The organism is Streptomyces sp. NPDC002742, assembly GCF_042888885.1.
GTDB lineage: Bacteria > Actinomycetota > Actinomycetes > Streptomycetales > Streptomycetaceae > Streptomyces.
In genome coordinates, this window is sequence record NZ_JBIAQF010000008.1 from 237,139 (window position 1) to 251,217 (window position 14,079).

At 72.2% G+C, this 14,079-nt stretch carries 15 protein-coding genes and 1 pseudogene; 5 read left to right on the forward strand and 11 right to left on the reverse strand.

The annotated features are described in order from the left end of the window. Window positions 1-79 precede the first annotated feature (79 nt). The 7 genes and pseudogenes from ACFYW8_RS16795 to hisD form a co-directional block, all read right to left on the reverse strand. Window positions 80-460: pseudogene (locus ACFYW8_RS16795) on the reverse strand (RidA family protein); the annotation flags it as partial. Beyond that, window positions 457-1,182: a bifunctional 1-(5-phosphoribosyl)-5-((5-phosphoribosylamino)methylideneamino)imidazole-4-carboxamide isomerase/phosphoribosylanthranilate isomerase PriA gene (priA, locus tag ACFYW8_RS16800; RefSeq protein WP_365881951.1), complete on the reverse strand. Its 726-nt coding sequence runs from the start codon at window positions 1,180-1,182 to the stop codon at window positions 457-459. The pseudogene ACFYW8_RS16795 and the gene priA, both read right to left, overlap by 4 nt. Beyond that, a complete protein-coding gene (hisH, locus tag ACFYW8_RS16805) occupies window positions 1,179-1,820 on the reverse strand; it encodes an imidazole glycerol phosphate synthase subunit HisH (RefSeq protein ID WP_389074712.1) in 642 nt (213 codons plus the stop codon). Before hisH ends, priA begins: the two co-directional genes overlap by 4 nt. Further along, window positions 1,817-1,981 carry a hypothetical protein gene (locus ACFYW8_RS16810; RefSeq protein WP_365881956.1) on the reverse strand — a complete coding sequence of 55 codons (165 nt, stop codon included), beginning with the start codon at window positions 1,979-1,981 and terminating at the stop codon, window positions 1,817-1,819. Before ACFYW8_RS16810 ends, hisH begins: the two co-directional genes overlap by 4 nt. After that, window positions 1,978-2,571, reverse strand: a complete 594-nt coding sequence (hisB, locus tag ACFYW8_RS16815) for an imidazoleglycerol-phosphate dehydratase HisB (protein WP_365881958.1) — start codon at window positions 2,569-2,571, stop codon at window positions 1,978-1,980. Before hisB ends, ACFYW8_RS16810 begins: the two co-directional genes overlap by 4 nt. Continuing rightward, window positions 2,568-3,704: a histidinol-phosphate transaminase gene (locus tag ACFYW8_RS16820; protein ID WP_389074720.1), complete on the reverse strand. Its 1,137-nt coding sequence runs from the start codon at window positions 3,702-3,704 to the stop codon at window positions 2,568-2,570. Before ACFYW8_RS16820 ends, hisB begins: the two co-directional genes overlap by 4 nt. After that, window positions 3,701-5,050, reverse strand: a complete 1,350-nt coding sequence (gene hisD, locus ACFYW8_RS16825; protein ID WP_389074725.1) for a histidinol dehydrogenase — start codon at window positions 5,048-5,050, stop codon at window positions 3,701-3,703. The genes ACFYW8_RS16820 and hisD overlap by 4 nt, the downstream gene beginning before the upstream one ends. 174 nt (window positions 5,051-5,224) lie before the next feature. On the opposite strand from hisD, the gene ACFYW8_RS16830 reads away from it, so the two are divergent. The 4 genes from ACFYW8_RS16830 to ybaK all read left to right on the forward strand — a co-directional run bounded on the left by ACFYW8_RS16830 (window position 5,225) and on the right by ybaK (window position 9,267). Beyond that, window positions 5,225-6,805, forward strand: a complete 1,581-nt coding sequence (locus ACFYW8_RS16830; RefSeq protein WP_389074730.1) for an oxidoreductase — start codon at window positions 5,225-5,227, stop codon at window positions 6,803-6,805. Window positions 6,806-6,955: 150 nt separating this feature from the next. Beyond that, window positions 6,956-7,996, forward strand: a complete 1,041-nt coding sequence (locus tag ACFYW8_RS16835; RefSeq protein WP_389074735.1) for a hypothetical protein — start codon at window positions 6,956-6,958, stop codon at window positions 7,994-7,996. 11 nt (window positions 7,997-8,007) lie between these two features. Next, window positions 8,008-8,748, forward strand: coding sequence for an LON peptidase substrate-binding domain-containing protein (locus tag ACFYW8_RS16840; RefSeq protein WP_365881968.1), 741 nt, complete (start codon window positions 8,008-8,010; stop codon window positions 8,746-8,748). 18 nt (window positions 8,749-8,766) lie between these two features. Then, complete coding sequence (ybaK, locus tag ACFYW8_RS16845) at window positions 8,767-9,267, forward strand: Cys-tRNA(Pro) deacylase (RefSeq protein ID WP_365881970.1); 501 nt, start codon at window positions 8,767-8,769, stop codon at window positions 9,265-9,267. Between the two features lie 372 nt (window positions 9,268-9,639). On the opposite strand, the gene ACFYW8_RS16850 is transcribed toward ybaK, so the two are convergent. The 4 genes from ACFYW8_RS16850 to ACFYW8_RS16865 all read right to left on the reverse strand — a co-directional run bounded on the left by ACFYW8_RS16850 (window position 9,640) and on the right by ACFYW8_RS16865 (window position 13,624). Next, entirely contained in the window at window positions 9,640-10,341 is a 702-nt protein-coding gene (locus tag ACFYW8_RS16850; RefSeq protein ID WP_389074744.1) for an AAA family ATPase, read from the reverse strand. Between the two features lie 34 nt (window positions 10,342-10,375). After that, on the reverse strand, window positions 10,376-11,197 hold the full coding sequence (locus ACFYW8_RS16855; protein WP_389074748.1) for an ABC transporter permease: 822 nt from the start codon (window positions 11,195-11,197) through the stop codon (window positions 10,376-10,378). An 85-nt stretch (window positions 11,198-11,282) separates the two neighbouring features. Then, a complete protein-coding gene (locus tag ACFYW8_RS16860) occupies window positions 11,283-12,257 on the reverse strand; it encodes an ABC transporter ATP-binding protein (RefSeq protein ID WP_389074752.1) in 975 nt (324 codons plus the stop codon). Between the two features lie 149 nt (window positions 12,258-12,406). Further along, on the reverse strand, window positions 12,407-13,624 hold the full coding sequence (locus tag ACFYW8_RS16865) for an NYN domain-containing protein (RefSeq protein WP_365881979.1): 1,218 nt from the start codon (window positions 13,622-13,624) through the stop codon (window positions 12,407-12,409). 224 nt (window positions 13,625-13,848) lie between these two features. Here ACFYW8_RS16865 and ACFYW8_RS16870 point away from each other — a divergent pair, with 224 nt between their 5' ends. Continuing rightward, window positions 13,849-14,028, forward strand: coding sequence for a hypothetical protein (locus ACFYW8_RS16870; RefSeq protein ID WP_261709820.1), 180 nt, complete (start codon window positions 13,849-13,851; stop codon window positions 14,026-14,028). Window positions 14,029-14,079: the final 51 nt, after the last annotated feature.

Below are 14,079 nucleotides of genomic sequence, written 5' to 3' on the forward strand. Positions count from 1 at the left end.
CGCCCGGCTGACCGGTGTGGTCCTCGCCCGGCTGTTCCGTGCCGCCCGCGCCGGACGGTTCCGCGTGGTTCCCGCTCGCGCGGAACGCCTCCACCTCGATCTCGACCACCAGACGCGAGTCCACCAGACCCGCGACAATGATCATGGATGCGGCGGGGCGGACGCCGTCGAACAGTTCCTTGTGCGCGCGGCCGACGGCCTCCACGTCCCGGGCATGGGTGATGTACATACGCGTACGGACGACGTCGTCGCGGCCGAGGCCGAGCTGCCCCAGCGCCGCGAACGCGGCGTTGAAGGAGTTGAGCGCCTGCTCGTACGGGTCGCCCTCGGCGATCTGGCCGTCGATCACGGAGGTGCAACCGGACACCAGCACCAGGCCGTTCGGCAGCTCCACCGCACGGGAGTACCCGAAGGTCTCCTCCCAGGGCGCGCCGGTCACGACGCGGCGTACGGCGCTCACAGGGCTACCGCCGCCAGCGCCTCTTCGAGGGTGAACGCCTTGGCGTACAGGGCCTTGCCGACGATGGAGCCCTCGACGCCGAGCGGCACGAGTTCGCCGATGGCGCGCAGGTCGTCCAGCGACGACACTCCGCCGGAGGCGACCACCGGGCGGTCGGTCGCCGCGCACACGTTGCGCAGGAGCTCCAGGTTCGGGCCCTGGAGCGTGCCGTCCTTGGCGATGTCCGTCACGACATAGCGGGCGCAGCCCTCGGAGTCGAGGCGCTCCAGCGTCTCGTAGAGGTCGCCGCCGTCGCGGGTCCAGCCGCGGCCGCGCAGGGTCGTGCCGCGGACGTCGAGGCCGACCGCGATCTTGTCGCCGTGTTCGGCGATGACCTTGGCGACCCACTCGGGGGTCTCCAGGGCGGCGGTGCCGAGGTTGACCCGGGTGCAGCCGGTCGCGAGGGCGGCCGCCAGGGAGGCGTCGTCGCGGATGCCGCCGGACAGCTCGACCTTGATGTCCATCGCCCGGGTGACCTCGGAGATCAGGTCCCGGTTGTCGCCGGTGCCGAACGCGGCGTCCAGGTCGACGAGGTGCAGCCACTCGGCGCCCGCGCTCTGCCAGGCCAGGGCGGCCTCCAGCGGGGAGCCGTAGGAGGTCTCGGTCCCGGACTCGCCGTGCACGAGACGGACGGCCTGGCCGTCGCGGACGTCGACGGCGGGGAGGAGTTCGAGCTTGCTCACAGTGTTCCGATCCAGTTGGTGAGGAGCTGGGCTCCGGCGTCGCCGGACTTCTCGGGGTGGAACTGGGTGGCCCACAGTGCGCCGTTCTCGACGGCCGCCACGAAGGGCTTGCCGTGCGTCGACCAGGTCACCAGGGGGGCGCGCAGCAGCGGGTTGCCGACTTCCAGGGACCAGTCGTGGACGGCGTAGGAGTGGACGAAGTAGAAGCGCGCGTCGGCGTCGAGGCCCGCGAATGCCTGCGAGCCGGCCGGGGTCTCGACGGTGTTCCAGCCCATGTGCGGCACGATGTCGGCCTGCAGCGGCCCGACCGTGCCCGGCCACTCGTCGAGGCCCTCGGTCTCCACGCCGTGCTCGATGCCGCGCGAGAAGAGGATCTGCATGCCGACGCAGATGCCCATGACGGGGCGGCCGCCGGACAGCCTGCGGCCGATGATCCAGTCGCCGCGGGCCTCCCTGAGGCCCTTCATGCAGGCGGCGAAGGCACCGACGCCCGGCACCAGCAGGCCGTCCGCGTTCATCGCGGTGTCGAAGTCACGTGTTATCTCGACCTCGGCGCCCGCGCGGGCGAGGGCACGCTCGGCCGACCGTACGTTTCCGAAGCCGTAGTCGAAGACGACGACCTTCTTGGGTGCGCTCACGTCCACACCTCCAGCCGCATGACGCCCGCGACGAGACACATCGCGGCGCCGATGGAGAGCAGCACGACCAGGCTCTTCGGCATGTCCTGCTTGACGAAGGAGTAGATCCCTCCGAGGAGGAAGAGTCCGACAACGATCAGGATGCTCGACAGGCCTGTCACAGCGCGCCCTTCGTGGAGGGGAGGATTCCGGCGGCGCGCGGGTCGCGCTCGGAGGCGTAACGCAGGGCACGGGCGAGCGCCTTGAACTGGCACTCCACGATGTGGTGCGCGTTGCGACCGTAGGGTACGTGCACGTGCAGGGCGATCTGGGCCTGGGCGACGAAGGACTCCAGGATGTGCCGGGTCATCGTCGTGTCGTACTCGCCGATCATCGGCGCCATCTTCTCGGGCTCGGTGTGCACGAGGTAGGGGCGGCCGGACAGGTCGACGGTCACCTGGGCGAGCGACTCGTCCAGCGGGACGGTGCAGTTGCCGAAGCGGTAGATCCCCACCTTGTCGCCGAGTGCCTGCTTGAAGGCGGCGCCCAGCGCGAGGGCGGTGTCCTCGATGGTGTGGTGCGTGTCGATGTGGAGGTCGCCCTCGGTCTTCACGGTCAGGTCGAACAGACCGTGCCGGCCGAGCTGGTCGAGCATGTGGTCGTAGAAGCCGACGCCGGTGGCCACGTCGACCTTGCCGGAGCCGTCGAGATCGATCTCGACGAGGACCGACGTCTCCTTCGTCACCCGCTCCACGCGTCCTACGCGGTTCATGCGTTCTGCTCCTTCGGGGGCGTGGGGGTGTCCCCCACGGAGCCCAGTAGTTCACGTACCGCGTCGAGGAACGCGTCGTTTTCCTTCGGGGTTCCGGCGGAGACCCGCAGGAACCCCGGTACGCCGTTGTCCCGGACCAGGACGCCCTGGTCGAGGATCTTCCGCCAGGCGGCGTGGGCGTCGGCGAACCGGCCGAACTGCACGAAGTTGGCGTCGGACTCGGTCACCTCGCAGCCCATCGCGCGCAGTTCGGTGACGAGCCGGTCCCGCTCGGCCTTGAGCTGCTCCACGTATCCGAGCAGGGTGTCGGTGTGTTCAAGGGCGGCCAGCGCGGTCGCCTGGGTGATGGCCGACAGGTGGTACGGCAGCCGTACGAGCTGGACGGCGTCGACCACCGCCGGGTGGGCGGCGAGATAGCCGAGGCGCAGCCCCGCCGCGCCGAAGGCCTTCGACATCGTCCGGGAGACGACGAGATTCGGCCGTCCTTCGAGCAGCGGCAGCAGCGAGTCGCCGTGGCTGAACTCGATGTACGCCTCGTCGATCACGACCATCGACGGCTTCGCGGCCTGCGCGGCCTCGTAGAGCGCGAGGACCGTCTCGGGCGGGACCGCGTTGCCCGTGGGGTTGTTGGGGGTGGTGACGAAGACGACGTCCGGCCGGTTCTCGGCGATCGCCCGTTCGGCGGCGGCGAGGTCGATGGTGAAGTCCTCGTTGCGCGGGCCCGAGATCCAGGCCGTGCCCGTGCCGCGCGCGATGAGCGCGTGCATCGAGTACGACGGCTCGAAGCCGATCGCGGTGCGGCCGGGTCCGCCGAAGGTCTGGAGCAGTTGCTGGATGACCTCGTTGGAGCCGTTGGCGGCCCAGACGTTGTCGGCGGTGACCGGGTGCTTGCCGGTCTTCGTCAGATAGGCGGCCAGCTCGGTGCGCAGCTCCACCGCGTCCCGGTCGGGGTAGCGGTTGAGTCCGCGGGCGGCCTCACGGACCCGCTCGGCGATCCGCTCGACGAGCGGCTCGGGCAGCGGGTAGGGGTTCTCGTTGGTGTTCAGGCGTACGGGGACGTCGAGTTGGGGCGCCCCGTAAGGGGTCTTGCCGCGCAGTTCGTCGCGTACGGGGAGATCGTCGATGCCGGTCACTTGCCCTCGGGTACCTTCCAGCCACGCGAGACTTGTTCGTCTCCGACGAAACGTGCCTTGATCGCCGCACCGTGCGCGGGCAGGTCCTCCGCCTCCGCGAGCGTCACCACGTGATGGGCCACGTCCGCGAGCGCGTCCTTCGTGTAGTCGACGATGTGGATGCCGCGCAGGAAGGACTGGACGGACAGGCCCGAGGAGTGGCAGGCGCAGCCGCCGGTGGGCAGGACGTGGTTGGAGCCCGCCGCGTAGTCGCCGAGGGAGACCGGGGCCCAGGGGCCGACGAAGATCGCTCCGGCGTTCCTGACCCGGTCGGCGACCGCGGCCGCGTCCGCCGTCTGGATCTCCAGGTGCTCGGCGCCGTAGGCGTCGACGACCCGCAGGCCCTCGTCGACGCCGTCGACGAGGACGATCGCGGACTGCCTGCCGCGCAGGGCCGGCACGATGCGGTCGTCGATGTGCTTGGTGGCCGCGACCTGCGGCTCCAGCTCCTTCTCCACGGCGTCCGCGAGGGCCGGCGAGTCGGTGACCAGGACGGCGGCGGCGAGGGGGTCGTGCTCGGCCTGGCTGATCAGGTCGGCGGCGACGTGCACCGGGTCGGCGGTGTCGTCGGCGAGGACCGCGATCTCGGTCGGGCCGGCCTCGGCGTCGATGCCGATCCGGCCGGTGAAGTAGCGCTTGGCGGCGGCGACCCAGATGTTGCCCGGACCCGTGACCATGGGGGCCGAGGGGCAGGACTCGGTGCCGTACGCGAACATCGCGACGGCCTGGGCGCCTCCTGCCGCGTACACCTCGTCGATGCCGAGCAGTGCGCAGGCGGCGAGGATCGTGGGGTGCGGGAGGCCGCCGAACTCCTTCTGCGGCGGGGACGCCAGCGCCATGGAGGGGACGCCGGCCTCCTGTGCCGGGACGGCGTTCATGATCACGGACGACGGGTACACCGACCGGCCGCCGGGCGCGTACAGCCCCACCCGCTGGACCGGCACCCATTTCTCGGTGACCGAGCCGCCGGGCACGACCTGGGTGGTGTGGGTCGTGCGCCGCTGTTCGCGGTGGACGAGACGGGCGCGCCGGATGGACTCCTCCAGGGCCGCGCGCACGGCGGGGTCGAGCCGCTCCAGGGCCTCGGCGATGGCCTGGGCCGGAACGCGCACGGACTCCAGCCGTACTCCGTCGAACTTCTCCGCGTAGTCGATCAGCGCCGCGTCGCCCCGATGATGCACGGCCTCGCAGATCGGTCGCACCTTCTCCAGGGCGGCCGAGACGTCGAAGTCGGCTCGGGGCAGCAGGTCGCGCAGGGCGGGGCCCTCGGGGAGGGCGTCGCCGCGCAGATCGATTCGAGAGATCACGGGGACAATTCTCTCAGACGGCGCCGAGGCGTCGGACGCGCGTATCAATGGCTGATACAAGCCACCTTCGGTTCCACGGAAGATCCTCGTCACCAGTAGCGTTCGGGCCGTCACTGAGCGGGCATTGCACGAAGGTACGAAACCCGCGAGTAGTTGGGGAGGAAGGGACGTGCCGTGACCGAGGGTGCCGGCCTCCGCACCGGGGACCTGCCGGACGAACTGACCGCCGCCGAGGCCGGGATGTGGCAGGCCTTCCGCAACGGCAGCGTGTACGACCTGCGCAGCGGGGACACGACCGTCGACGATCCGCACGGCGGCCATCCCTGGGGACCCGAGCGCAGTGTCCGGGCCCGGATAGTGGCCTGGCTGCTGCTCGACGGGCCGCCCGCCCTCCAGGGCCGGGTCGCCTCCCTGAAGCTGACCGGCGTACGGATCACCGACGTGCTCGACCTCGCGGGCGGCACGGTGGTGCCGTACGTGGAGCTGAAGGGCTGCCGGTTCGAGAAGGAGGTCCTGCTGCCGGAGACCCGGTTCACGACCGTACGGCTGGTGAACTGCGCGGTGCCGCGGCTGGAGGCGGCCCGGCTGCACACCGAGGGCGATCTGCATCTGCCGCGCTGCCACTTCCACAACGGGGTACGGCTGACCGACGCCCACATCGGCACGGACCTGCTGCTCAACCAGGCCGTGGTCTACCGGGACCGGCGCGGGTGTTCGATCACCGGCGACGGCATGACCGTCGGGCAGGACCTCCAGGCCGAGATGCTGGAGTCGCACGGCGAGCTGAGTCTGCGCGGCGCCACCGTCGGCGTGTCGCTGAGCCTGCGCGGCAGCAGGCTGAACAACCCGTACACCCGGCTCGCTCTCAACGCCCCCCAGCTGACCGTCAACCGCACGCTCTACATGACCCCCGCCGGCCTCGGCAATCCGCTGACGACCAGCGGCACCACACCGGCGCGCGGCACACTGGTGCAGCGGTTCGAGTGCCGGGGCGGCATCCGCCTGGACGACGGGCGGTTCGGTGACGCGGTGGACTTCGACCGGGCCCACTTCACCTTCGAAGACGACCAGGGGTTGTCTCTGCTCCGGGTCCAGACGCCCGAGCTGCGCTTCCTCGGCGAGCGGCCCGAGCGCGGCACGGTCGTGCTGTCCGGCGCGCGGATCGTCAACCTGGTCGACCGGGCGTCGAGTTGGCCGGGGCCCGGCAGCCTGCACATGGGCGGCTTCACGTACGAGAACCTGGTCCCGCAGGGGGCCTTCCCGCTGACCCGGCGGCTGGAATGGGTGGCGGCGGCGACCGCCGAGTACGCCCCGGAGCCGTACGAGCGCCTCGCCGCCGTGCTGCGCGACTCCGGTGAGGACGAGGACGCCCGCGAGGTGCTGCTCGAAAAGCAGCGCCGCCGCCGCGAGACCCTGCCGCTGGCCGCCAAGCTCTGGGGATACGCGCAGGACTGGACGGTCGCCTACGGGTACCGGCCCGGCCGGGCCGCCCTGTGGATGGCGGTGCTGTGGGCGACGACGTCCGTCGCGTTCGCGCACGCCGGTCATCAGCCGGTCAACCGCGACGGGCACCCTCCGTGGAACGCCTCGCTCTACGCCCTGGATCTGCTGCTGCCGGTCATCGACCTGGGCCAGGCCGGCTCCTGGCAGCTGCGCGGCGGCTGGCAGTGGCTGGCCGCGGTGGTGATCCTCCTCGGCTGGATCCTGGCGACGACGGTGGCCGCGGGGGCCACCCGGCTGCTGCGCCGGGGCTGAGGAACACCCACGCACCGGCCTCGCACACGGGATCCTCACGACCCTTTTACTCACCCTTGACCGCATACCGTACAACCAAACGGCATTTACAAAAGCGTCACCGCATACCCCTGGCACAGCTCCGACCTGCGGTTTTCAATGGTCGACACCATGGCACTGCTGCGCGCGATCCTCCGTACGGCCCGGATGGCACGAAACACCTCATGCCTCGCCGCCGGACTGCCGGCCGACGAGGAGGTGCTGCTCGACGCCCCCGACCACCGGCTGGGCCCCGCGCTCGTCGCCGCGGCCCGGGGCGAGTACGCCCCCGCCGCCGAACTGCTGGCCACCACCCGCGAGTCTGCCCAGTGGGAGAACCGCGACCGGTACGCCATGCGCCTCGCCGCCTTCGCGCGCTCCCGCGGCGAATGGCTCAGGGAGTGGCAGGCCGCCGACCCGCACGACCCGGACGTCCTCCTCGTCAGGGCCGAACTGGCGGTCCGCCGCGGCTGGGAGTCGCCCGCACGGGTGGAACTGCTGCGCGAGGTCGGCCCGCTGATCATGTCCGCCGCCGAGGGCGATCCGCGCGACCCGGTGCCGTGGCGGATCGCGCTCGACCACGCCCGCGGGACCAACGTCGGCCACACGGAGTTCGAGCAGCTGTGGACGGAGGCCGTCCGGCGCTCCCCGCACCACTACGGCTGTCACGTGGCCGCTCTCCAGTACCTCTCGGCCGCCTGGTACGGCTCGCACAGCGAGTGCTTCGACTTCGCCGAGCCGGCCGCGCAGGACGCGCTCGCGGGCTCCCTGGTCCAGGCGCTGCCGGTGCGCGCGGCCTTCGCCTATCTGACCGAGGGCGGCGGTCCCGAGGTGCCGCGCGAGCGCCTGGACGCCGCGGCCGACCTCGCGATCTCGGTCTCCGCGGCCTACGCGGCCGCGGACCCGTGGCCCGCCGAGGTGCGCAACCTGCTGGCGTACGTCCTGGTCCGGCTGGAACGCTGGCAGGACGCTCTGGAGCAGTTGCGTCTCATCGGCCCGTACGTGACCTCGTTCCCCTGGGACCGGGTCTCCGAGGACCCGCTCGACCGGTTCCTGGAGCTGCGCGACGGCGTCCGTATGGAGGTCGCCTCGGGGCTCTCGCTGCGCGATCGCGTCCCCGATCGGCATCCATGGAGTGGGCACCGCGGACGCGTCCCCTCCTTCGACCATTAGGCTTTCGCGTCGTGACCACCGTCCGGCTCCCGCTCTTCCCCCTGAACTCGGTGTTGTTCCCCGGGCTCGTGCTTCCTCTGAACGTGTTCGAGGAGCGTTATCGCGCCATGATGCGCGATCTGCTCAAGACGCCCGAGGACGAACCACGCCGATTCGCCGTCGTGGCCATCCGCGACGGCCATGAGGTCTCGCCCAGTGCGCCCGGCATGCCGGACGGGACCGCCGTGGCCGAGCGCGGGCCCGCCGCCGGCTTCGGCGACGATCCGCTCAAGGCCTTCCACGAGGTGGGCTGCGTCGCGGACGCGGCGACCGTGCGTGAGCGCGCCGACGGCAGCTTCGAGGTACTGGCGACCGGTACGACTCGGGTCCGGCTGCTGTCGGTGGACGCCTCCGGCGCGTTCCTGACGGCCGAGCTTGAGGAACTCCCCGAGGACCCGGGGGACGAGGCCGGCGCGCTCGCCGAGGGCGTTCTGCGCGCCTTCCGCCAGTACCAGAAGCGGCTGGCCGGAGCGCGGGAGCGTTCACTGTCGACCGGCGCGGACCTGCCGGACGAACCGGCGGTCGTCTCCTACCTCGTCGCGGCCGCCGTGATGCTGGACGTCCCGGCCAGACAGCGGCTGCTGCAGGCCTCCGACACGGCGTCCCGGCTGCGCGAGGAGCTGAAGGTGCTGCGCGCGGAGACGGCCATCATCCGAAATCTGCCGTCGTTGCCCGCGTCGGACCTGACGCGCGGCCCGACGAGCCTGAACTGAACGCTTGCGAGAAGGTCGATGGCCAAGAAGGCGAAGAAGCAGCAGTCCGGCGGCACCCCGGCGACGGTGGCGCTGACGGAGGCGGGCGTCCCGTTCACCGTCCACGCCTACGAGCACGACCCGTCCCACCCGTCCTACGGCGAGGAGGCGGCCGAGGCGATGGGCGTGTCGCCGGAGCGGGTCTTCAAGACCCTGGTCGCGGACGTGGACGGGGCGCTCGTGGTCGCGGTCGTCCCGGTGGCGGGCTCCCTGGACCTCAAGGCCCTGGCCACGGCGGTGGGCGGCAAGCGGGCGGCGATGGCCGACCCGGCGGCGGCGGAGCGCACGACGGGGTACGTCCGCGGTGGCATCTCACCGCTCGGCCAGCGCAAGAGGCTGCGCACCGTGCTGGACTCCTCGGCCTCGGGCCACGCCACGATCTGCGTCTCGGCGGGCCGCCGCGGCCTGGAGGTCGAACTCTCCCCCACCGACCTGGCGGAACTCACGGAAGCTGTGTCCGCGCCCGTGGGGCGCGCGTAGTCCTTCGCCTCCGGCACCCACCCGTGGCACATGGAACCCCTCGGCGCCGCGCCGGCATCCGTCGGACGGACGTTCCCCGACGCCGTCCGACCGTCGGACGTACGGAACCCTTCGGCGCCGACGCCCGGCCAGGGGCGTAGCCGCTCGGCGTCCGCGCCCGGCGTGGCGTGTATGACCCCTCGACGGATGTCGCGCCCTCGGTTAAGCACGAGTGACATGTCGAAGAAAACGCGGAAACGCAAGTGGCGCATCAGGAAGGGCCGCTCGAACCACGGCCGCCGTCCGGCATGACCGACACCCCGCACCGAAGCGAAGGGCCGGCCGGGCGGCCTCTCCCGAGGCGCCCGGCCGGCCCTGTCCCGCCCCGCCCGCTCAGGCGGCGGGAGGTCCCGGCGGTGCGGCCGGGTACGGGTTCTGCTCGTACGGGTCGGGGTCCCGGGGACCGAACAGGGCCATCAGGCCGAGGTGGACCACCAGGGCGCTCAGGGACCAGGCCAGCAGCGCGCCGTGGGCCCCGAGCTTCAGCGGCGCGGAGAACGTGACGCCCTTGCCCACGGCCTTGGCGTGCGCGACCACGTTCTGCATGGGCCCGAGCCAGATGCCGACCCGCCAGGCGAGGAGGGATCCGAGCAGGCCTCCCAGGGCGAGCGCGATCACCAGGGGCACACCGCCGCGCCGTCGTACGAGGAACACGACCAGGGCACTCAGCGCCCCGAAGCCCAGCGCGAGCAGAGTGAAGGTCCCGTCGACGCCGATGGCCTGCTCGCCCTCGGTGTCCTTGAGGTACACCGCGGTGGCGTCCGCGACCAACGGCACGTGCGGCGCCAGCCAGGCCCAGAGCACCCCGAGCAGAGCTCCCGCGAGGGCGACCGCGACGGTGATCAGGGCGGCTTCCCGCAGTTCGGTCTTCATCCCGGGCCCGTCCTGTCCGTAGGAGACCTCGTACGCGGCCGGATACACGGGGTGACCCGCGAGCCCTGGGGCGTGCGGAGCCTGCCAGGCGGGGTGCGGTTGCCACCGGTCCTGGGGGGACTGTTCGTGCGGCGGCGGAGGCGGAGTCAGCGGAGCGGTCACCCTGCCATCGTGCCAGGCCCCGCTTGCGGCCGCGTCACCGGACAGCCGCCCGGCGGTAGGCCCAGGCCGCCAGGGCCAGCGAGGCCACCCCGACGCCGGCGCAGACGGCCAGATCGCCGAGGACGACAGCCCAGTCGGGATGCGCCCCGAAGGTGCGCGCGAAGGCCTCGACACCGTACGTCGACGGCAGCAGATCCCTGGCGTACTGGACCACGGCCGGCATCCGGTCGGCCGGGAGGACGCCCAGCAGCAGGGCCGCGGACATGCCCAGCTGGCCGAGCAGGGTGGCGAGCTCGGGCCGCGGGGCGAGCAGCCCGAACGCGGCCCCGAGCCCGGCGAGCGCGGCGCCCGCGACCGGGACGACCGCGGCGAGCACCCACAGATGGGTCAGCGGCAGCCCGAAGAGCAGGGAGCCGAAGACGGCGGTGACGACGGTGCCGGGCACGGTGAAGGACGCGTACGCGCCCGCGGCGCCGAGCACCACGGCCGCCGGCGGCACCGGCAGCGTCGCGTAGTGGTCGAGCCCGCCGCTCGCCCGCAGCTGCCCGAAGTACTGCGCGAGCAGATTGAGGGCGACGAAGGCGACGACCAGGACCGTGGACCCGGCCACCACGGCGCGCGCCTCGGCACCGCCGTCCACCACCCCGCGCATCATGATCATGATGCCGACGGACTGGAAGGTGGCCACGAACAGCAGCGGGATCCGCGCGACGCGGGCCCGGGAGAGCTGTGCCCGGTACACGGCGGCCAGCGAGGGCCACAGCCGCGCACGCGGCCCCAGCTCCGCGGCGGCACCGGCGTCCCCCGCCAGCGGCAGCGCGCTGCCCGGCAGGACTCCAGCGGGTACGACACTCACGTCGAACTGCTCCCCTTCACTCCGGCAGCCGTCCTGTTCCGAACACGTACGACGCCCCTCCGTACGGATTCTCCACCCCGGACGCTCACGCCTTCACCAGTCCCTGCGTCGCGTGGCCGCCGAGGGCGAGGTAGACGTCCTCCAGGCTCGGTGTGGCCAGCGTGAAGTCGTCGAGCGCCGCGAAGGCGGCCCCGCCGGTGACCGTGGCCACGGCCGCGCGGGCCTCCTCGGGCGCGAGCCGCAGCGTCCAGCGGCGGCCCGACTCGACGGCGCGGGCACGCAGCGCGGCGACCTCGGGGACGTGCAGCGGGGCGCTCTCGCGCCAGACGAGTTCGACGCGCACCTCGCCCGCGACCCGTTCCTTGAGCCCGGCCGGGGTGTCGCAGGCGATGACCCGGCCCTCGTCGAGGACGGCGACCCGGTCGAGGACCGTCTCGGCCTCGATGACGTTGTGGGTGACCAGCAGGACCGTGGCGCCGTGCTCCGCGCGGCGCCGGTCGACGGCGGCCCAGACGGCGCGCCGGGCGACGGGGTCCATGCCGGTGGTGGGCTCGTCGAGGACCAGCAGCGGGCGCCGGCCGACGAGCGCGGCGGCGAAGCAGGCGAGCCTGCGCTGCCCGCCGGAGAGCTTCTTCAGGGGGCGGGAGGCGAGCGGGGCCAGGCCCAGTTCGTCGAGGACGGCGTCCCGTTCGGCCCGCGCCGCACGCAGGTCGAGCCCGCGCAGCCGCCCGGTCGTCTCGGCGGCCAGGGACACCGTCAGCTCGTCCAGGGCGGTGGACTCCTGCCCGAGGTAGGCGAGGATCCTGGCCGCCCGCTCGGGGTGGCGCACGATGTCGTGCCCGAGGATCTCGACGCTGCCGCTGTCGGGACGCATCAGCCCGGTCAGCTGGCGCACCAGGGTGGACTTGCCGGCGCCGTTCGGCCCGAGCAGTCCGAAGATCTCGCCCCGGCGGATGTCCAGACGTACCCCGTCGGTGGCCCTGACCTCGGGTGCCGCGGGGGTGCCACGACGGCCGCGGACCGCCGGATAGGTCTTGGTGAGACCTCGCACGGCGCACACGACATCGCCCCTGTGCCCCATTCGGACTGCCTGTGCCGTGCGCGTACTCACGAAGGACGAGAGTACGTGGTCCGATGCCCTGTTACGCGATCGGGGCCGGGGCGGACCCCGGGCGAAGGCCTTCGCGGACCTCCGCCGACGGCTTCGGATCACTCCCCGACGGGCGCGTGCTCCGTCGCGGTGCGCACATCGATCTCCCGCCAGAATCCGGCCCGGATCGCGTAGCGGTCGTGCTCGTCGATCTGGTCGTCCTTGTGCGCGAGCAGGCCGAAGCGGGCCGCGTAGCGCAGCAGCTCGCCGTCCACCCGGTGCGGGACCCGCGGGTACATCGCCGACAGCTTCTGCACATGGCTCGGGTCGGTGAGGCGTCCCATCCAGCGGCGCGCGAAGACCTGCCCGACCTCGTAGGGGTCACCGCCGACGGTGGTGATGTCCTCCTCGCGGTCGGCCCACCGCTGCTCCGCCGAGGTGAGCTGGGCCAGCGTGGGCAGCGCGGCGGCCTCCGGTGACTCCATGGCACCGCCGGGCCGGTCGACCCAGCCCTTGTCCGAGGACCAGCGCAGCGTCGCGTTCGTGGGGTGCTGGGCGGCCTGGGTGCCCGGTCCGCGGAGCGCGGCCAGGTCCTTGGGCGTGGGGACACCCTTGGGGGTGGGCACCCGCTCCTGGGTGCCGTTCTGAGATTCGGCCGCCTGGTGGTGCTCGGTCTCCCGGGCGGAACGCTCGGCCGCCGCCGCGAGCGCCGACTCGGGCAGCGGCGCGGAGAGGATGGCGGCGATCTCCGGGCGCGGCACCGGCGACGGGGCGCAGATCCCGCCGATCTCCTTGGCGCGGACCGCCTTGGTGATCCAGGCGCGGTCGAGCACCCGCCGCTCGTCGGCCTCGGCCACCAGGTCCTCGGACTGGTTGTAGTCACCGTCCGCGGCCTGCACGGCCCACAGGTGTACGGCCACGCCGTGCTCCTTGGCGGCCATCATGCCCGGCAGCAGATCCCCGTCGCCGGTCACGAGGACCACGTCGGAGCAGGCGCGGTTGCGCGCCAGCTCGGTCAGCTCGGCGTGCATGGCGGCGTCCACGCCCTTCTGTGCCCACCGTCCGTCGCTGCGGGTCAGCGCACCCAGGCGCACGGTCACCCGTGGCATGACGCGCAGCCTGCGGTGCTCCGGCTGCGGCACGCGGTCCGGGGCGCCGTCGAACCAGTAGATGCGCAACAGGGGCCGCTCGGTGTCGGACTCGGCGCGCTCGCGCAGACCCTGGATGAGGGCGGTGTGGTCGACGGTGATCCGGGATCGCGACGGCTCCCCGGCGAGCAGACTGGCAGCGGCCCCGAGCAGATACCCGGCGTCCACCAGGACGATGCAGCGGTCCACGCGATCCACCCTCTTTCCGGGAGGTTTGCTTCGGGCTTCCTTGGAGTCTGCCCGACCCTGCGGAGGTTAACGGCCGGAACTCGATCTTCGGCGTGGCGGATCGGAGGAACACCTGCCGACAGGTCTTGTTACGCACGGTAATTCTACGAAATGCGCCACTTCTCAGCGTATGTGAATCTGGTCGCGGCCCTGGCCCCTAGATCCCCCTCAGGAGGCAGATCACCATGGCCAAGAACAAGAATCGCAAGCAGGGCGGCCAGCAGGACCGCTCCTCGCAGGCCGAGCGTGCGCAGGAGCAGGCACAGCGGTCATCGGCGCAGGCACAGCAGTCGCCGATGTCGCAGGCCCAGGGCAGCCCCGCTGATGTTGCCCGTAAGCACCAGAAGCGCTTCGGCCACAACTGAGGCCGCCGCGCGGGCTGTTGAGGCCCAGGCACGCACCGAGGGGCGCATCCG

What these genes read in the sequence shown, in the direction of transcription:
- hisB (WP_365881958.1), bottom strand. Translation starts at nt 2,571, where the DNA reads ATGAACCGCGTAGGACGCGTGGAGCGGGTGACGAAGGAGACGTCGGTC.
- ACFYW8_RS16835 (WP_389074735.1), top strand. Translation starts at nt 6,956, where the DNA reads ATGGCACTGCTGCGCGCGATCCTCCGTACGGCCCGGATGGCACGAAAC.
- ybaK (WP_365881970.1), top strand. Translation starts at nt 8,767, where the DNA reads ATGGCCAAGAAGGCGAAGAAGCAGCAGTCCGGCGGCACCCCGGCGACG.
- ACFYW8_RS16870 (WP_261709820.1), top strand. Translation starts at nt 13,849, where the DNA reads ATGGCCAAGAACAAGAATCGCAAGCAGGGCGGCCAGCAGGACCGCTCC.